Annotated in this window: 11 protein-coding genes and 5 pseudogenes; 12 read left to right on the plus strand and 4 right to left on the minus strand. The window is 34.3% G+C overall.

The window, feature by feature from the left end; all coding sequences use genetic code 11:
• Window positions 1-1,113: 1,113 nt before the first annotated feature.
• Window positions 1,114-1,269 carry a hypothetical protein gene (locus IPM51_12390; protein ID MBK9285097.1) on the plus strand — a complete coding sequence of 52 codons (156 nt, stop codon included), beginning with the start codon at window positions 1,114-1,116 and terminating at the stop codon, window positions 1,267-1,269.
• A 336-nt stretch (window positions 1,270-1,605) separates the two neighbouring features.
• Window positions 1,606-1,785: a hypothetical protein gene (locus IPM51_12395; GenBank protein MBK9285098.1), complete on the plus strand. Its 180-nt coding sequence runs from the start codon at window positions 1,606-1,608 to the stop codon at window positions 1,783-1,785.
• Between the two features lie 442 nt (window positions 1,786-2,227).
• On the opposite strand, the pseudogene IPM51_12400 reads toward IPM51_12395, so the two are convergent.
• Window positions 2,228-2,411, minus strand: a pseudogene (locus tag IPM51_12400) (CPXCG motif-containing cysteine-rich protein).
• A 453-nt stretch (window positions 2,412-2,864) separates the two neighbouring features.
• On the opposite strand from IPM51_12400, the gene IPM51_12405 reads away from it, so the two are divergent.
• Together IPM51_12405 and IPM51_12410 are read left to right on the plus strand one after the other, a co-directional pair.
• Window positions 2,865-3,239 (plus strand): hypothetical protein, encoded by a 375-nt coding sequence (locus IPM51_12405; protein ID MBK9285099.1) that lies wholly within the window; start codon window positions 2,865-2,867, stop codon window positions 3,237-3,239.
• A 23-nt stretch (window positions 3,240-3,262) separates the two neighbouring features.
• On the plus strand, window positions 3,263-4,183 hold the full coding sequence (locus IPM51_12410; protein ID MBK9285100.1) for a hypothetical protein: 921 nt from the start codon (window positions 3,263-3,265) through the stop codon (window positions 4,181-4,183).
• 46 nt (window positions 4,184-4,229) lie between these two features.
• Here the strand turns inward: IPM51_12410 and IPM51_12415 are convergent, their stop codons facing one another.
• Window positions 4,230-4,727, minus strand: coding sequence for a YajQ family cyclic di-GMP-binding protein (locus IPM51_12415; GenBank protein MBK9285101.1), 498 nt, complete (start codon window positions 4,725-4,727; stop codon window positions 4,230-4,232).
• Between the two features lie 622 nt (window positions 4,728-5,349).
• Between IPM51_12415 and rfbA the strand changes: the two genes are divergently transcribed.
• The 7 genes and pseudogenes from rfbA (at window position 5,350) to IPM51_12450 (ending at window position 13,677) form a co-directional block, all read left to right on the plus strand.
• On the plus strand, window positions 5,350-6,213 hold the full coding sequence (gene rfbA / locus IPM51_12420) for a glucose-1-phosphate thymidylyltransferase RfbA (protein ID MBK9285102.1): 864 nt from the start codon (window positions 5,350-5,352) through the stop codon (window positions 6,211-6,213).
• Window positions 6,214-6,229: 16 nt separating this feature from the next.
• Window positions 6,230-7,227, plus strand: a pseudogene (locus IPM51_12425) (GDP-mannose 4,6-dehydratase).
• Between the two features lie 4 nt (window positions 7,228-7,231).
• Window positions 7,232-8,340: pseudogene (locus IPM51_12430) on the plus strand (DegT/DnrJ/EryC1/StrS family aminotransferase).
• 139 nt (window positions 8,341-8,479) lie between these two features.
• A pseudogene (gene wecB / locus IPM51_12435) lies at window positions 8,480-9,527 on the plus strand (UDP-N-acetylglucosamine 2-epimerase (non-hydrolyzing)).
• Window positions 9,528-9,641: 114 nt separating this feature from the next.
• A pseudogene (tviB, locus tag IPM51_12440) lies at window positions 9,642-10,935 on the plus strand (Vi polysaccharide biosynthesis UDP-N-acetylglucosamine C-6 dehydrogenase TviB).
• Window positions 10,936-10,948: 13 nt separating this feature from the next.
• Window positions 10,949-12,013: an NAD-dependent epimerase gene (locus IPM51_12445; protein MBK9285103.1), complete on the plus strand. Its 1,065-nt coding sequence runs from the start codon at window positions 10,949-10,951 to the stop codon at window positions 12,011-12,013.
• Complete coding sequence (locus tag IPM51_12450) at window positions 12,010-13,677, plus strand: hypothetical protein (protein ID MBK9285104.1); 1,668 nt, start codon at window positions 12,010-12,012, stop codon at window positions 13,675-13,677. The genes IPM51_12445 and IPM51_12450 overlap by 4 nt, the downstream gene beginning before the upstream one ends.
• A 383-nt stretch (window positions 13,678-14,060) precedes the next feature.
• Here IPM51_12450 and IPM51_12455 read toward each other — a convergent pair whose 3' ends face one another.
• Both IPM51_12455 and IPM51_12460 read right to left on the minus strand, forming a co-directional pair.
• Complete coding sequence (locus IPM51_12455; protein MBK9285105.1) at window positions 14,061-15,776, minus strand: hypothetical protein; 1,716 nt, start codon at window positions 15,774-15,776, stop codon at window positions 14,061-14,063.
• A gap of 36 nt (window positions 15,777-15,812) precedes the next feature.
• On the minus strand, window positions 15,813-18,962 hold the full coding sequence (locus tag IPM51_12460; protein ID MBK9285106.1) for a discoidin domain-containing protein: 3,150 nt from the start codon (window positions 18,960-18,962) through the stop codon (window positions 15,813-15,815).
• Between the two features lie 773 nt (window positions 18,963-19,735).
• On the opposite strand from IPM51_12460, the gene IPM51_12465 reads away from it, so the two are divergent.
• Window positions 19,736-20,359: an oligosaccharide flippase family protein gene (locus IPM51_12465; GenBank protein MBK9285107.1), complete on the plus strand. Its 624-nt coding sequence runs from the start codon at window positions 19,736-19,738 to the stop codon at window positions 20,357-20,359.
• Window positions 20,360-20,374 lie beyond the last annotated feature (15 nt).

Raw genomic sequence — 20,374 nt, forward strand, 5'->3', positions numbered from 1 at the left:
AAAGAATATGGTTATGCGAATTGTTTTAGCAATAATAAGGATGATGTTTATTCTCATTCGCGGGTTGGTGCTAGAGGAAATCCTAAAATCCCGATAAGTCTTCTTACTCAGAATTATAAGGTTTGAGAATGAGGAAACTATTCATTCTTGTTGATAACGAGATAAGATTGCAGGTTTTAAGTAAGAAATTAAAGCAGGCATTATTTTAAGCTGGAAGTGGTTCGTCCCGGCCGTCGTTGCCCGAACTGGCAGAAGATGTGTTTGGTTTTGCCAACAAGAATCAGTGTTCCCCAAGAAATGGGAGCAAAGTTACCTCCTGATATTGAAAGCACGAATTTGTTTTAGTAATGGGCTTGCTTTGCAGAGTTCAGGTGGTAAAACCAACGATAATCAGAACTTTCTAAAACCAAAGAGTGATATAAAAGAAAAATAAAGTTTCCGTCTTCTTTAAAAAAAAATTACAACAAGTTTTTGATGAAATATAAATTATATATAACAAGGAGGTTACTATGTCGCATTTCGCAACATTAGACAGAGGCAAGTCGATGTCCGCAGTATTAAAGAGTAGTTGGTGTAGGTGGCGGTGGATGCAACGCCATCGAAAGCATGATTAAACAGGTTGCAAGGCGTCGAATATGTTTCGGTCAATACTGATGCACAAGTATTGAGAAGAAAGGCGACAATAGCTGCACAAAGTCAAGTCGGTGCAAATATAACGCGCGGGGACTTGGTGCCCGGAGCAGATCCCAACGTTGGAAAAAATCTATTGAAGAGGTCGTGAAAGAATTGCTGAGTTCTTGCTGGAAGCGACATGGTATTTAAAACTGCGGGAATGGAGGTGGAAACCCGGTACTGGAGGGCGCCGATCATAGCCTCCCGATCAAAAGTATTGGATCGCGGTTGTGGGGAATTGGGACAAAGCCATTCAAATGGGAAGGCAAGAAAAAGAAGGCAATGAACACAGGGTATCAGGAATTGAACAATATGTTGACGGCTTTAAACGTTATTCCTAATGAACGACTTTTTAAGTATACTTGACAAATCTACAAATGCTTTTGCGGCTTTGATAAACCGAACGAAGTTCTTTGCGAAGCAACGAGAGGTATTGCAGATATGATTACGGTTGAAGGATTGATTAATGTTGACTTTGCGGATGTCAGAGCAGTTATGAATCAAAGTGGTGAAGCGTTGATGGGATGCGGCGTTGCAAGCGGTGAAAATCGTGCAATTGGAAAGCGGTCAAAAGGCAATTTCAAGTCCACTTCTTGAAGGAGTAAACAAAAGGGCAAAGTGTTCTTCTTAATGTTACCGGTTCAAGCAGTTTAACTATTCAGAAGTTAACGAAGGCAATAATATAATTTTGAAGCGGCCGGTGAAGAAGCTAATGTAATTTTTGGTTGCGTACAAAAGAAGACATATGAACGATTATGTTTCTTATACAGTCATCGCAACAGGATTCGATGGTTCAAGGAGCTTTATTTCAAGAGGAACAAAGAGTCTTAGGCTAAACATAAAGAACCTGATATCTTTGCGGGCAAATTTAATTTTGGAGGAGATGCAACGGAGATTGACTCTTCAGATCTTGAAGTCCCAACAATTTATAGAGTGAAAAAGCCACTTTCGCAATTAGATGTGGAAAATGAGGAGGAAAATGTTGATGGCGGATTCATTTTCAACTCGAACAAGTTGAGCTGGCCGAAGGATAAATCCCAAAAAGAAGTTGAACAGCAGAAAGCAAATGATGAAGAAGACAGCTCGTCGTTCCTTCGTATGATAATGGATTAAATAAGCGTTTTATTACTTTTTTACATGCAAAAGTTTCTATTAGCGAGCGCATAGAGCAAAAAATAGCTAAAAACAAAGACTTTTTCATTGGTTTAATAGTTGATGTTCGAAGTCGAGAGAAGATAGTTTTATCAACTATAGCGTAAAGAAAATAATAAATCAACTTTGGTCCGGGGAGGATATATGAGTTTGTTAGAATTATTCCGGAATAGTTTTTTAGCCATGGTAATAATAAATGCTGCCGTTGGGGTATGGGCAGTTAAGACCGCTGGCAATGAGGAAGAGTTTACCGTTTCTTACGGTTCAAGTAAATGATCTTCACTTAATTTTTTTCACGTGTAATTTTAATCCGGCTTGGCCCGGATTTTTTATCTAATAAGTTACTAATCAGATTTTTGAAGTGCTTCTGAACCTTTCAAAGTAGCTTTATTCATCGCTTGGTCTAGCTTCTATAAAAGTCATTTTCTTCGTTGTCAATGGTAATTATAATTCGATTTGGCCGGCAGCAAATTCTGCAATCTTCTATAAAATCCTAGCTTATTTCCTGCGGTCAAATCCACCCATACCACGTTGTGAATTCCACAATACTGGCAGGTCCAAATAAAATCATCGTCGGTGTTCAAAATTTTCTCCCGAATTCCATTTAGTTCTTACATAAATATAAAGTTTCTATCACTGATTGTCATTTTCTATTGGTATCAGAATTTTTCTTCTTGATTTTGAAATAAAAAATATTATATAGTGTACAAATGTTCACTATTTATGAATCCATTTATTCGAAATTCAGCGGAATACGAACTTTATAAAGCTCCAAAGGAGTGGAGGAATAGTGTGCGCATTTGCAATCTTTACTCTCCAATTCCCGTAACACTCACAATGTTAATTTTGATATCTATGACTTTGAGATGCTGTTTAATGATCAGCTGACATTAGAGCTAATTAAAAGCGGAGAACCATAGGATGTTTTTTATATTGAGTCGCCGGGAATGCGTTCATTACTTAGACGGCTTGATGTAGAGACTTTTGAGAGCTAACTGCGGCAAGTTCAATTATTCTGTCCTGGTGTTGCGGAAAGCGGAATGATGCAGGAGTTTATCGCTCGTCACAAAGATCCGCTAAAGCGAAAATATTTGGTTCCCGCAATGGAAAAACATCTTAGCGAAACTTACGGTGTGATGATCTATCAAGAAGATGTTATTAAAGTTGCTCATCATATTGCAGGGCTTACGTTGGAGGAAGCCGACTTGTTAAGACGTGCAATGAGCGGTAAGATGCGTTCTCATAAAGCCATGGAACAAATCACGCATAAGTTTTTTATTTCCTCTAAGAATAATGGATTGACTGACGAACAAGCGAAGGAACTGTGGCGTCAGATCGAGTCCTTTGCCGGATATTCTTTTGTAAAGCACATAGTGCATCATTTGCTCAGCTTTCTTTTCAAGTTGCTTTCTTAAAGGCTCACTATCCTGCAGAGTTTATGGCTAGTGTTCTCAGCAATGGAGGCGGTTTTTACTCGCCTGCAGTTTATGTTCAGGAAAGCAAGAGAATCGGATTGGAAGTTAAGCTTCCATGCATAAACAAAAGTGAGTATGAATACACAGGAAGGGGGAAAGTACTGAGGATTGGATTGCTGGCGGTAAAAAATCTTTCCAGAAATTCTATTGAAAAAATAATTAGCGAACGGAAAGAGAACGGTAAGTATGTTTCTCTCGCGGATTTTCTTGTCCGTACACAGTTGGGTTATGAAGAAACCGCGCTGCTAATTAAATGCGGTGCAATGCACTGTTTCAAGATAACAAGGCCAAAGCTTTTGCGCCTTCTCGATATTTACATTCATCACAGAAAAATTCTTAATGAAAACTATAACGATCTTTTTATGAATGATACTTTTTCACTTGAACGTGATGTAAGTACAGATGTTAATTATTCTGTTGAAGAGATTTGCCGCAATGAATATGAGGCTTTCAGCTATATGGTTACGCGCCATCCGCTGAATTTTTTTCCCGAATGGACGAAGGACAATCACATTATTAGGGCAAAAGATATGATAAAAAACCGTGGAAAGAATGCAAGAATGGTGGGCTGGTACATGACATCGAAGAGAATAAGAACAAAAAAAGGAGATATAATGAAATTCTTGTCACTTGAAGATTTGACCGGAACTTTTGAGGCAGTGATCTTTCCAAAGGTTTATTACAGAGTTGCGGAGCTTACTATGTCGATGGGTCCGTATTTGGTAGAGGGCAGAATTGATGCGAATGACCCGACAAATATTGTTGTGGAAAACCTGCAGGTGCTAACTTCGTTGCGGGTTAAAGCGGAAGAGATGAAAGATAGTGTCGATCATAATTATTATGGCGACAAAGAAAAATTTCGGAAGAGGAATTTGACATTGTAAATTCGCTTGGCAAAGAAAAGTTGCTGAGAGCTTATGCCGGGTGATGCTATTTAAGATTTACAAATTGAGTCGGGAAATCCAGATCTGCTTCTTTTATCATTTTAATTACAGTTTGAAGATCATCAATTTTAGAACCCTGTACACGCACCTGTTCGTCCTGAATTTGAGAATTAACTTTTAACTGCATATCCTTTATCATTTTTGTGATCTGCTTCGCATTGTCTTTTGAAATACCGCTTTGTAATGTAATTATTTGCTTTAGCCTACCGCCTGATGCTTCTTCGGCTTCTTTTGGTTTAAGCGCTTTTATCGATATTCCTCGTCTTATAAATTTGGTTTGAAGAATATCATAACTAGCTTTTAGAGAGTAATCATCTTTCGTATTAATTGTAAGCAATTTTTCCTTTTTGTTAAGCTCAATAGTTGTATGAGAATCTTTCAGATCGTATCTCTGGGTGATTTCTTTTAATGCTTGGTTTATAGCGTTATCAGCTTCCTGAAGATCAATTTCCGATACAATATCAAATGAATGTTGTTGTGCCATACTGTTTGATTTGAATAAATGATAATAAGTTTAACGTAAACCTAATTTATTAAGGAACATTTGTCAATAAATGTATCACGGGACAAATTTCACTTTCAGATGTTTTTTAGTTTTATTGTTTATGATTTTTCTGAGAAATGATGCGACTATTGACTCCCCCTAAGCTAGGGGAAAGATTCAACCACAACTTTTTAACGAGAAGGAAGTATGAGGAGATTAAAACACCAAATAATTCCTTATATTTCTTAGAATAAAACACTATACTTAAAAAATGGTAATTTTTAGCATCACAAGTGTGTTTTTTTGAGGCATAATATTTGCGATATTTAGAGGTGAAAATATTTCAAGTGATTGAAAACCCCAGGTGTTTGAGAGATATTTAATTCATTCAACGACTTTTAAGTTTGTTGACCAAAATTAACCTTAATAATCAACTATACTTTTAGTTCGCAATGAGTCTGCAATCAGTAAAACTTCGTGAAGATAATTAAAAGACTTATAATCATTCAGACTGTTAATATGAATTTTATTATTTACAAAAGTTGCTTATAAATTGATAGTTATTCTATAATTGCCCATATTATTTTTATTAAATAAAGTATTTAAAATTTAGGAATTCGAAATGAAAGGCATAATCTTAGCGGGCGGATCAGGTACTAGACTTTACCCCATAACCCAAGCAATTAGTAAACAAATCATGCCAGTTTATGACAAACCAATGATTTACTATCCGCTTTCTGTATTAATGATGTCAAGTATTCGGGAAGTTTTGATCATTTCCACCCCAAATGATTTGCCAGTGTTTAAGAGATTGCTCGGAGATGGAAGGAAATTAGGTTGTAGTTTTTACTATAAAGAACAACCTGAACCAAAGGGTTTGGCGCAGGCATTTACCTTAGGGTCCGAATTTATTGGAGAAGATAGTGTTGCACTAATATTGGGTGATAATATATTTTATGGGAACGAATTGCAGCAGCAGCTTCAAGAATCCAAAGATCCTGACGGAGCAAAAATATTCGCATATCAAGTATCTAATGCAGAGCGGTATGGAGTTGTTTACTTTGATTCTTATTATAACGTAATTTCGATTGAAGAAAAACCTCAATCTCCCCAATCCAATTATGCGGTACCTGGATTATATTTTTATGACAATGATGTTGTTAGAATTGCCAGAGAATTAAAACCTTCTAAAAGAGGGGAGTATGAGATTACCGATGTAAATCTAGTCTATCTAAAAAATAAAAAATTAAAAGTTACTGTATTAGGTCGTGGCACTGCTTGGCTTGATACCGGTACTTTTGATTCTCTAGTTCAAGCAAGTCAATTTATACAGGTAATTGAGCAAAGACAGGGCCTGAAAATTGGATGTATTGAAGAAATCGCCTTTCGAATGGGTTTTATCAGTAAAGAGGATTTAATTTTGTTGAGTGAACCGCTAAAGAAAAGTGGTTATGGCGAATATCTGTATAAAATAGCTTCTGACTAAAAAATATAGGTGATTATTGGAGAAATTTGATAATATCAAAAATAAGAACGTACTTGTTACAGGGGGAGCTGGTTTTATTGGTTCAAATTTGGCAATTCGGCTTGTTGAACTTGGTGCAAATGTTACCATAGTTGATAGCTTTATTCCTGAGTATGGAGGGAATCTTTTCAATCTTGAACCGATAAAAAATAAAGTGAAGCTGAATATTTCAGATGTTCGAGATGAACATTCGATGAAGTATTTAATTAAAGATCAGGATTATTTATTTAATCTTGCAGGACAGACAAGTCATATTGATTCAATGAATGATCCTTATACGGATCTTGGAATTAATGCCAGAGCTCAGTTGTCCATTCTGGAAGCTTGCAGAAGGTATAATCCTGATATAAAAGTTGTTTTTGCAAGCACAAGACAGATTTACGGAAAACCACAGTATCTGCCCGTTGATGAAAAGCATTCTTTATATCCCGTGGACGTGAATGGAATTAACAAAATGGCTGGGGAGTGGTATCACCTGCTTTATCATGATGTCTACAAGATAAGGTCTGTTGTTCTACGATTAACCAATACTTACGGACCGAGAATGAGGGTTAAAGATGCCCGACAGACTTTTTTAGGTATTTGGATAAAGAACGTAATAGAAGGAATAAGATACTTGTCTTTGGAGATGGCAAACAGATTAGAGATTTTAATTATGTCGAAGATGTTGTAGATGCTATTATACTTTCAGCTCAATCAAACGATGCAAATGGATTGATCTTTAATCTTGGTGCTGATGATCCAATCAATTTGGAGGACACAGCCAAGCTGATGATAGAAATTTCAAACCAAGCTAGTTACGAGCTGGTTACATTTCCTACAGATCGAAAAGCAATTGATATTGGTGATTATTATGCTGATTATCATAAGATAAGTTCCAAACTAGGTTGGCAGCCAAAAGTGGATTTGAAAGATGGTCTTAAGCGGACAATCGAGTTCTATATGGAATTCAAGAAAAATTATTGGGATATTTAAATCAATGAACAAAGATTTTATACCTGTATCAAATCCAAGATCGCGGTTTATTAGGAAAAAGAGCGAGTTTTTGATTGCTGCAGAATCGGTGATTGAGAAAGGGATGTATATTCTAGGAGACGAAGTCTCGTCGTTTGAAAGGGAATTTGCTGAATATATCGGTGTGAATTATTGTGTTGGTGTGGCTAACGGAACTGATGCGATTGCAGTTGCATTAAAGGGGATTGGCGTCAAGCCTGGAGACGAAGTAATCACAGTATCACATTCCGCAGTAGCAACTGTAGCGGCAATTGAAATGACTGGAGCGACACCGGTTTTTGCAGACATCGAAGAAGATACAAGATGCATTGACCCAGAAAAGATTACTAAACTCATTTCTTCTAAAACAAAGGCTATTGTTCCTGTCCATATTTATGGTCAACCGGCTAGAATTAAAGAAATAGTTGAGATAGCAAATAAACATGGCATTAAAGTTCTTGAAGATTGCGCGCAAGCGCATGGTGCCAAAGTAGGTGACCAAAAAGTTGGTTCCTTTGGCGATGCTGCAGCTTTCAGCTTTTATCCAACTAAAAATTTAGGTGCAATTGGTGATGGTGGTGCCATTGTAACTAATTCATCTGAAATATTCGAGAATGTACTTGCCCTTAGGCAATATGGGTGGCATCAACGGTATATAAGCGATGTACCGGGAGTCAATTCAAGGCTGGATGAACTGCAAGCAGCATTTTTGAGGATCAAATTGAGGGAGCTTGATAAAGATAATGCTAGACGAAATGAAATTGCGGCAAAATATGCAATGGCCTTCCACGAGTTAAATTTAAAAATTCCTTACTCCATTTCGAATACTTATCATGTCTATCATTTATACGTAATCGAGTATGAAAAACGTGATGAACTAGCTAAGTTTTGGCAGAAAATTATGTAGGGACTGCGCTGCATTATCCATCGCCTATACATAAGCAGCCAGCGTATTTAGGACGGATAAAAGGAGAGTCTAATCTGAACGTGACTGAAAAATTATATCAGAGAATATTAAGCTTACCTATGTTCCCCGAATTAAGTGATGAGGATACTGAATACGTTATTTCGTCTCTAGTCAAGTTTTTTAATTAGTCAGAAATTTCTGTGTTCATTACTCACAACTTTATCTAAAATATTCATGGTATAGATAATGAATATTTATTATATCATTTAACGTATAAGGAATAAATTGAAAAAGATCATTTCTGTAGTTGGAGCTAGACCCAATTTTATGAAAGTTGCCCCGATTCACAAAGCATTTCAAAAATATAATGGGAAGGTAAAACACCTTATTTGTCATACAGGTCAACATTATGACAAAAAAATGTCAAAAGTTTTTTTTGAAGATCTTGAAATGCCCCAACCTCATTTTTACTTAGGTGTAGGTTCTGGTTCGCATGCAGAACAAACAGCAAATGTTATGATAGAATTTGAAAAAGTTCTACTTTCTGAAAAACCGGATTTAATAATTGTAGTTGGCGACGTGAATTCTACTGTTGCTTGCAGTTTAGTGGCTTCAAAACTAAATATTAAAGTGGCACATGTAGAAGCAGGATTAAGGAGTTTTGACAGAACAATGCCTGAGGAAATAAATAGACTTTTAACGGATGCAATTTCAGATTACTTATTTGTTTCTGAAAAAAAGCGGGCTGGTCCATCTGAAGAACGAGGGCATTTCTCAAGATAAAATTCGATTTGTTGGTAATGTAATGATTGATAGTTTGATTCAGTATTTACCTAAGGCCGAACAATCATCAATCCTAAAAAATTATAATCTTATTCCTTCAAAGTATTTATTATTTACGTTACATCGTCCTTCCAATGTTGATTCAAAGCAATTTCTAAAGGATCTCATGACATTGTTTAAGAATCTATCTGAAGAAAGACAAATAATTTTTCCGGTTCATCCGAGAACCAAAAAGAATCTCGAAGAAGAAGGATATGACAATAATCAGAATAAAAATGTAATTCTGACGGAACCGATCGGTTATATTGATTTTCTTTCATTAACAAAAAATGCCGAATTAATAATTACTGACAGCGGAGGCATTCAGGAAGAGAGTACTTATTTAGGTGTTCAGTGTATAACAGTAAGGAATAACACCGAAAGGCCTGTGACCGTTGAAGTTGGCACAAATCAACTTATTGGAACTAATTTGGGTGACGTTGAAAAAGTTGCCAGGCAAATACTTAAAGGTGATATTAAAAAAGGCGAGATTCCAGAATATTGGGATGGCAAGACTGCCGAGAGAATAACAGAATATTTGGTGGCCAATTAAGAATTTTTACTCACTTTTAGCTAATTTGGTTACTAAATTTCGTTAATTTAATTGGAATAAATGTTGCTCATCAATTTTCAATTATTTAACATTTTCAAACCAAGGATAAAATAAATGAACTTAGAAAATAAAATTGAAGACAAATCTGTTGTCTTAGCTCTAATTGGATTAGGTTATGTCGGCCTTCCCTTAGCCGTAGAATTTGGTAAAAAGTATCACGTTATAGGCTTCGATATAAATGAAAAAAGAATAAATGAACTGAAAAAGGGTAATGATAGAACATTAGAAGTTACTGGCGAAGAGTTAGCTGAAGCTGATAAACTGTTTTACACAAATAAGTTAGAGGATTTAAAAAAAGCGAACGTCTTTGTTGTTACTGTTCCGACACCCGTCGATGATTTTAAAGTTCCGGATCTCACTCCAGTAATCAAGGCGAGTGAAACAGTCGGTAAAGTACTAAAAAAGGGAGATGTAGTTGTTTACGAATCAACTGTATATCCAGGCTGCACCGAAGAAGATTGTGTCCCAATTCTTGAAAAATTTAGCGGGTTAAAATTCAACAAAGATTTTTACTGTGGATACAGTCCTGAAAGAATCAATCCCGGCGACAAAGAGCATAGAGTAAGTACGATTAAGAAAATAGTAAGCGGAAGCACTCCTGAGATCGCTGAAGCTTTGAATAAATTGTATCAGAGTATAATTGTTGTCGGAACTCATCTCGCCCCATCAATAAAAGTAGCAGAAGCGGCCAAAGTAATTGAGAATGCTCAAAGAGATATCAATATTGCATTCGTAAATGAATTATCAAAACTTTTTGATTTGATGGAAATTGATACACTTGATGTCTTGGAAGCAGCCGGCACAAAATGGAATTTCTTGCCCTTCCGACCAGGATTGGTTGGAGGACATTGCATCGGTGTAGATCCGTATTATCTTACTCACAAAGCAGTAAAGCTGGGTTATAATCCCGAAATAATTTTAGCGGGAAGAAGAATTAATGATCAAATGGGGGCTTTTGTGGCAAACCAACTGGTTAAATTAATGATTAAAAAAAGAACACAAAATTAATAAATCGCAAGTTTTAGTTTTAGGAATTACCTTCAAAGAGAATTGCCCTGATATAAGAAACTCAAAGGTTATAGATATAATTAAAGAGCTAAAATCATTTGGCTGTTTGATTGATGTTTTTGATCCCTGGGCAGACAAAGAAGAAGTTAAGCATGAATATGGTATTGATTTACTTTGCAGCATAGATGAAATACAGAACAAAAATTATGAAGGTGTTGTTTTGGCTGTAGCCCACAATCAATTTAAAGAGTTGGACTTTCTGTCATTGCGCACCAACGGTGCAGTAGTCTATGATGTAAAAGGTATATTGAACAGAGAGTTAATCGATAATCGACTTTAAAAAATATTACTAAATGCACAAAAAAATATTAGTAACAGGAGCTGCAGGATTTATAGGTTTTCACCTTTCGCAAAAATTATGTGAGGGCGACTGGGAAGTTATAGGATTGGATAACCTAAATGATTATTATGACGTCAATTTGAAAAAAGATAGACTTAATCTTCTTCTAGGTAAAGCCAATTTTAAGTTTCATAAAACTGATCTTATTGATAGAGAGGCAATAAAGACTCTATTTGCTAATGAAAAAGTTGATTATGTTGTTAACTTAGCTGCTCAAGCCGGTGTCAGATATTCCTTAGAAAATCCATATTCCTATATTGATAGTAATCTTTCCGGCTTCTTAAATATCCTTGAGGGATGCAGGCACAATCCAGTTAAACACCTTATTTATGCATCATCAAGCTCAGTTTATGGAGCTAATACAAAAATGCCGTTTTCAGTTCATGATAACGTTGATCATCCCGTATCACTTTATGCAGCCACAAAAAAAGCTAATGAACTCATGGCGCATACTTATTCCAACTTATACAAAATTCCCACTACCGGGCTCAGATTTTTCACAGTTTATGGTCCTTGGGGAAGACCTGATATGGCTTTATTCATTTTTACAAAAAAGATTGCTGAGGGAAAACCGATTGACGTTTATAATAACGGAAAGATGAAAAGAGATTTTACATATGTGGATGACATTGTGAACGGAATAATTAAATTGATCCCGGTTCTACCGGAAGCGAATCCCAAATGGAACGGTGATAACCCTGATAGTGCAACGAGCTTTGCACCTTATAAGTTATATAATATTGGCAATAATCAGCCGATTGAATTATTAAAGTTTATTGAAATAATTGAGGAAAAATTAGGTAAGAAGGCAGCAATGAATTTTATGCCTATACAACCAGGTGATGTGCCTGCAACCTATGCAGATGTTGATGACTTGATAAATGCAGTTGGGTTTAAACCGAATACACCAATTGAAGAGGGGATTGGCAAGTTTGTGGAGTGGTTTAAGCACTATTATAAAAAACGTGTAGAACCAATTACTCAAAATAATTTAGATTCACTATTATTAAAAAAATGATAAAAATAAAATTTCTTATTTTATGGTTACTTCTTATGCTTTATCCTCTTAAAGCTCAAATTGTTTACGAACCATTAGATAATGATGTTTATCCTTTCTTAGAACGCTTAAGTAACAAAGGGATAATAGAACTGGATGATCTTATTAAACCTTTATCAAAAAAGTATATTTCTGAAAAGCTGGTTGAGGCCAGAACTAAAATGGAAATGCTTACTAACCTGGAAAAGGATGAACTGGAATTTTTTGAAAAGAATTACTTTTTAGAAACTAGCAGTTTTAGCAAAGAAAACATTGACAAAAAATTCTTAAGCTATTTTGAAGGGGATGAAGTTGAAAGATATCGATTTTTTTCTTATGCAGATAATACATTTAAGCTGATAGCAAATCCGATTTTTGGATTTAATTTGATTTACCCGGAAAAGGAAAGAATCTTCCGAACATGGATGGGGATTTCTACATATGGTTATCTTCTGGATAAGATAGGGATTAGTTTTTATTTTAAAACTAATAATGAAAAAGGAAGTAATCTTGATATTAAAAGGGATTTTACTCCTGAAACCGGGATTATTCCTGAAATTAGTGATTACGGAAGAGATATAGCTTACACCGATGTAAGGTCTTCAATATCAGCAGATTGGGGATGGGGAAATGTGGTAATTGCAAAAGATTTCATTGAATATGGTTATGCTAAATTTGGCAATCTTGTCCTCTCTAATAAGGCCCCTTCTTTTCCTTTTATCCGCCTAGACATAAAGCCGGTAGACTGGTTTAGCTTTAAATACTTCCATGCGTGGCTCTCATCAAATATAATCGATTCAGTTAATCTTGCGGCATATAACAGAAATATTTATAGAGACAAATACCTTGCGTGGCATTCTTTGACCATAACACCACTCAGGGGTTTGGATATTTCGATTGGTGAATCTGTTGTTTACAGTGATGAGCTGGAAATTTTATATTTAATGCCCATTATGTTTTATTACTTGGCTGATGAGTACATCAGTAATAGAATTAATAAACCTGGCGATGCAAACCAGCAAATATTTATAACACTCAGCTCGAAGGATCATTTGAGTAATACACATTTTTACGGAACTCTATTCATAGATGAGTTAACAATTGGAGGAATAAATGGTTCTTTGTTCATTAATACAAGTTATGGTGGCGCAACTAGCAAGAGGCAAAGAACGCAGTTAGGTTATACCCTTGGTTCATCTGTAAATGATTTCCCAATTGATAATTTAACTTTTTCAACAGAGTACACAAGAATCAATCCTTTCGTATATGGTCATCATGATCCTGCGCAGACCTATACTAATTCATCTTACTTAATGGGTCATTGGATGGGCCATAATTCCGACCTTATCTATGTGGATTTAACATATAGATTTATAAGAGGATTGCAAGCGAATATTTGGGGAGCGTACATTCGAAAGGGGAGTGGAGATTATAGCGGTCAATATAAGCAGCCTGAACCCGACTTTTTATTTGGCTTAAGAAATAACTATAAATATTTTGGTCTTAATTTGAAATATGAATTATTGCACGAACTGAATATTGAATCCAGATTTAAGTCGACAAATATATCCAGTGAGCAAAACGATGGTTCGTTTAATGATAAGCAAATAAAGGAATTCTCGTTTTCAATTTATTATGGATTTTGAGGAAATTAAATTCAAGAATTATTTCAATAGAAATAATAAGAAAAGAGTACTAAGTTATTTTCATATTGTTACCTTTGGAAAGGCCAAATAATTTTTAAAGTAAATAAAAAAATTTTGGCTATGCGGCAGGCATCGAATCTCAAAATAATAAAGATATGGGGAACTTAATTGTTGTTGTCAGTTTTAAGCTCAATACTCAAAACGAAGAGGGTGTAATAAAATTTGTGAAATAGTTTCGGAAGTATTCAAGGATTAACTCAAGTAAATAAATCAATCCAGTATTAACTTTCAATATTCTGAAAGTTAAATCATTTCTAACTTGCTTGCACTAGTAGCTATAATGGTCATATTATTTCTTACCCATGAGATATCTACTCATTCTATCACATAAAATTTCTTAAAAAATATTCAACGGTTAATATTCTTGAGTACATTTCAATATTAGTAACTTTATCACGATTGATAAATTCATCAATTAATAAAGGATCGTTAAAAAATATTTTGCTATTTTCTTTTAATTCTTGTAAACCAGATAAATTTTTTGATTTGACCCTTCTAAATAAAGGTCTTATGTAAATTGGAGTGTATATTTTAAACCAATCTAGAATTTGGTGTTTTAAAGGTGGCCCCTCAAAGAAGTTGAACCCGTATTGCGAATTGTACTTTGCTATTTCAGGATTTATATTTTTTAGTAAAGCGGCTTCGAATTTACCACCAACTTTAAATTTTATAGGAATTTTATAACTATAAAAATAAAAGTATGGTTCTGAAAAAGGGACTAATGAATAACAAAATTGATTTAATCTTGAAGTTATTTTCCCAAACCAATATCTTAATCTAAAATTAGGATACAATAGTTCTATAAGATCGCCTGAGATTTTTGAATTTTTAGGTTTAAAGTCCAGACTCTCTAAGTTTTTTTTTCCTAATGTTCTAAAGAATTCAGTTTTATTAAAAATATTGGTTGTTAGATCAGAATTAAAATTATTGTATCTAGATTGTATAAATTCACTAATATTTAGCGAGTTACCTGGAAGTTTCCAAAAACTTTGATATATTTCCCCCCCAGCACCATTAAAATTTAATTCCGCTTTTTCACTACTGTCAATATCCATGCCCGTTCCAAAAGATGAAAAAATTCCATTATAAACAATCCCATCAGTGTTTATAAATTTCTCCACTATTAATTCTTTATATCTGTCTACTGAATATTTATGTTCTTCCTTTAAGTCATAATGTGTAAAATCCAAATTAAAGGTTTTACAAATATTTCTTGCGAAATTAACATCAAAAGAATCTTTACTACCGGAGGTATATATTTTAGGTTTTCTATTATTATTTAATAAGCACATTAAAATCAGGCGTGAATCGAATCCTCCGCTCAAGCCAAGAGTCATGCTTTGAAAATTATCTAGTAGACATTTGAAATAATTAGTTATTTTTTCACTTGTGTATTTTACTGTTTCATCAAATTTTAAATAGTTTGGTTCATCATCAATCGTATAATATTTTTCTATTTCTTTTTTCCCAGGACATATTTCATGTATGTATCTATTGTTTAATTGATTGATGTTTTTTACAATTGTCTTTCTACCAAAAGTTGACTCATATAAAATATATTCATAAAGCTCTGGGGCAGACACTTCCTTATGTGATAAAATCTCGGATATGGCAAGGAAAGAATTGGAAAAAACATTTTTATCAATATCATGGTAAACATGGTATAGACCATTATAGTCATTAAAGATTAAAAATTTATCATTGATTTTTATTAAATAACAATAATGACCCCTTAGGTTTGAAAAATCTATATTTTTTGATGTCAAAATATCTTGATAAAGGTTCTTAGCAGCTTCTTCACCTATTCTATTTTTGTAAACAGGTGTTCCAGTTGAGGCAATAAAGTCTGAATTGCTGAATTGAAAAAAATTTTCATTGTTAACTGATCTTTTTTTATAAATAATTAGTTTGAAATCCAAAAAATCGATTTCTTTGTTTGGGGCTAAATTTTTTCTTTCGAAAATATTTATCGATCTCTTAACATAATTATAATTCCAATTTTTTTTAGATAATATAAATCCACCCACAATTAACTCCATATATTTTAATAAATAAAAGTAGTAAGATGTAATTTCTCATGGTACATTTGAAACTTTTAATAAATTCTGATTTGCTTTCCCATAGTCTAAAACATTTACGCTAGCGTTTAGATCAAGATCACTCAGAAAATATCCTGTTTGAAATAGCTTAGCCCCTACAGTTCCGTAATCAAGAACATTTATAGTGCCATTTGCGTCACCATCGCCTGAATACATACCGTATTTTCCATTGCCAAGAGTTGCTTGATCGTTTCCATATGCTCTGGAAGGGGAAACAGTAAAATCATATAAAGTAGGTGATTCTGATAACGCAACTTTATCTGCACTCATTATGCTGAGATGATTTCGATGCCGAATTATTGTGTAATAATCACCGCTGCTTATTCCATAAAAATTAACCGGGCTTTGCCCGTCTAGATCAACAATGGTGCCGTCATGTTTAATAAAGGCTGCACGTTTTGCAATAGTTGAAGATATTGTACTTCGCAGCTCTATTAGAATCCAATCGACAACCGCAGTTGGGATTGAGAGCACAGTTTCATATCCATTATAATACCATGGTGCGGAAATGTAAGGCTGGCTTAATGGGATAAGGTTTGAACCGTGTAAATTAGTACGCATTTGATCGTTTTCGTAAGCACCTTGCAAAAATACTTTTGGTTTTATTTGTAATGGAGCCTGCAAGGAAGATGAACCCCAAATTTCAGTTTCCCAGACTGTTGCCCAATCGTTTTGATTATTGCCCGTGACTTCTAATTTTAAAAATTTCGCTTCAACAGGATTAAAAATGTTTACAGTCCATTCTTGATTTGACGAAGCAGCGTTCTTTACAATATCAACCCAGTTCACAGAATCTTTCGAAACGGAGATGTTGTAATTATAAATTCGGCCTTCTTGAAAACCATAAAATGAAATTCTAGTTATGCTGATTTGTTTGACAGTTCCTAAATCGTATACCAGCCATTGAGGGATAGGGGATGCTTTCCAGCGTGAATTTGCATCTCCTCCATTTGAATAATATATTCCATCAATTGTTTTATAAGGAGGTTCATCTATATTTGAGGCAGCCACTTTTATAATCGTTAGTTTGTTTATATATCCAGCTGAAGGACGATCAAATATGCTAAAGTATGTTATTGAATTACTAGTAGTAGAGAGAAAATTACCTGCTTGGTCTTGCAGATTATAAACACTGCAAGAATAATTTTGACCAAAAGTATGAGGTGAAGTAGTTAGTGTAATTTTTGTCTCATTTGTGTTAAGTTCTGCTGCATATATTAAAATTCCGTCTGATATTGAGTAGTTTGATAAAGAAGCAATACCTGAAGAACTCAATGGTTCAGAAAACGTAAGCAGTAATTTTGTTGAATCTAATAGCGCTGCGCTTACTAGAGTTGGTGGAATTTGATCTCCCGTAACATATTGAACTGCTCCAATATCCGGCTTTGTTCTGTTTACAATCGTTCCATTTCTGTCTTTAAAACCTTCTGGGACTAATGTAGATATATCAGTACCAGCAGTTAACCCTAAACTGTTTTTTGGTAAACTGAAATCAGATGCATCCATTAGAGAATCAACAGAGCCAAGATGCTGAAGATTACCAGATATTTTTTTATTATAGCTTCCATTTAAAGCATTCCACTCTGTCACTGTTAAACCACCAACATTTTCCAGAGAAATCATTTTATCATTTATACCTTTATTTGTTCGATAAAAAAGATTGTTTTCAAAAATGATATTTGAATATTGGGAAAAAATCACACCCACATTTTCGGAGGTGGTATTCCCACAATTAACATATAGATTGTTTAAAATATATGTTTGGTCCCCAGTCCAATCGTGTGCCCACTTATTGAAATTATACATAGTATTATTAAATACAAAATTATTCTGAGGCATATTAGCTGCATCTGCTTTCAATATAGAAAAAGCAAAACCGCTAATTGAATATGTACTTGTTCCACCTCTAATATCATTAAATACATTAAAATAAAATTTGTTATCACTTGCATTTACTTGTATTCCCATCGGAGATTCAGTGAAGTAATTATTATAAATCTCAATATAGGTGCTGGCATCTCCCGAAACTCCTGAAGTAATCTGACCGCATTTACCATGAGTAGCAGGTAGAGGATTAGTAACCACATTATTATAAAATTTATGATATTTTGACACACCAATATTCGACGTTCTAAAATAAAACCCACCCATTGCCCACCATTTAATATAGTTGTTATAAATATTCCAGTAAGTGCAACCATCAGCAGCCACTATACCATACTGGATGCCAGATGAGGCGCTATATTGTAGATATTGCTCAACTCCAAAATCAGAATTAATATTATTATTTCTGATGATAGCAAAATCAGATCCATTAAAGCCTGCAATACCGGCGAATCTACAATATTTTCCCACAGAAGAATTTTCAATTATTACATTATTTGAACCATCTAATCTTATTGCACAATACATCCCGCCTTGGATATCCAATCCATCAATAACAATAAAGTTGGCATTTTGTAATTTTATTGCGTCATATACTATACTACCATCTAAATTTATCTTACCTGAATATTTTATGGACGAATAAAAAATTGCTGGATTGGATGTTGCATAAACATATAGTGCACCATTCTCAGCTGATGACCAGAATTTATGGTCAGAGCAAATCCCGTAAGTCCCATCACCATTGGATTCACTCGTTATCCCACCAGCAATCGAAGTTTCAAGGCCATCTAACCAAATACGAGAAATCCCTACCTCAAGTCTGATCCCTGGTGTTATATTCATTCTCCAAATATTGGGGGAATACTCAATCCAATTCGCTGCGTTGGTCCATCCTGGTACTTCCTCCCTTAAGCTGATTATTGGTTTTGCTCCTTCGCTATAACCGCCATAATATATTCTCTGACCTGAAGTACCACTGTTCTTAATAACTAGATTTTCAGTCCATATATCTCCTTTCTTAAACAAAATTTGATCGCCTGGGTTAAGGCTTCTTGAATTTAATTTACTAATAGTCTTCCATGGAGAATTCTCGGATGTACCGTTGTTCGAATCATTTCCTTGGGAAGATGATACGTAATAGGTCGTTTGAGGAAAGAGTGAAATTAAACATACGAAAGATAAAAAGATAGCAATTCTCATTCTATACATAACAACATCCATTCTTAATTTGATAAACATAATTTGTTTCGCCTTGGGTGGATTAAAAAGTTCAAACTATATGCCATTTTTATTAATTCATACATTTTATTCATCGGCCTTGTCTCAATAAATTAGCGTTAATTTTACCTGACTTTTTTACTTATAGTTTTGTGTTTTGAACAAATATAATAATAATATTAAAGATTTCATTCTAATCATATTTTAATTCCCATAACATAACCTCATAATTCAATCTTATTTATCATTATGGTACTTAATTGGCCTCTGTTTTGTTCTTTTTTATTCAAATTTATTGATAATGCATTTTTTTGAGGCATAATATTTGTAATATTTAGGGTGAGTAAAATAGTGTTTTAAGGGTATTTTAAACAAAATTCTTGTTCTGATTATTCCCTGAAAACATTATTCTTAAATGTAGCAAGATCCTCTATTGAATTACGATGTGGAATCCATACACTTTTTCAAAGTAAAGTTAAACCAATTGAGTAATTGACTAAGCTATTAATTTTAATAGAGGACAAATAATTTTTCTTTCATGTGACTGACAGAGCGAAGCTGTGCACTGATGTCTTCATTCCTAAGTTGTAAAACAAATTAATTATTCTATAATTTGTTCGCCTCCCCGGCCTAGCCAAACAAAGCGGGGCAGGCTGGCGGATTCATATAATTAGCAATGCAAAAAAGTAGTAAATCTAAAATTTGAAAAATTATATATTTTTGATGCATGAAATAATTTACCTATCAACATTCAAAATTCAACACTCATAATTCATCATTAAACAATTTCCCAAATGTCCAAATCCCTTACAGATAAAACTATATCCGGTTTAAATTGGAGCTTCATTGGCAATAACTCAATGGCGGTTATTAATATTGTAGTAGGGATTGTATTAGCCCGTCTTCTTCTGCCGCAAGACTTTGGGCTTTTAGGAATGACATATATATTCCTAGGGCTTGCGGAACTATTTGTAACGCTTGGTATGGGCTCTTCTGTTCAGAGACTTAAAAATCTAACAAGAGAACATATAAGGGTTGCTACAACAACAACGATTATTTCAAGCTTAATGGTATATTTTATTTTCTGGTTTTCTGCCCCTTACATTGCAGGATTTTATAAGGAGGACAGGCTCATCTCGATAATAAGAGTCTTATCATCTTTATTTATTATACAGGGTTTTGTGACTGTTAGCTATGGACAAATAAGAAGAGCGCTTGATTTTAAATATATTCTAAAAATCGATTTAAGTTCTTTTACTTTGGGTTACGGTGTCCTAAGTTCGCTTTTAGCCTTTCTGGGTTATGGTGTCTGGAGCTTAGTATATGGCAGAATAGCATCTTCTATGATATCTGCGGTTATTATTATAATTAAAGTGCCGGTAAATTTTAATCCTTTAATCAGGAAAAAAAGAATTTAGGGATTTAGCCGGGTT

The sequence above is a fragment of the Sphingobacteriaceae bacterium genome (genome assembly GCA_016715905.1).
In the GTDB taxonomy this organism is placed as follows: domain Bacteria; phylum Bacteroidota; class Bacteroidia; order B-17B0; family Aurantibacillaceae; genus Aurantibacillus.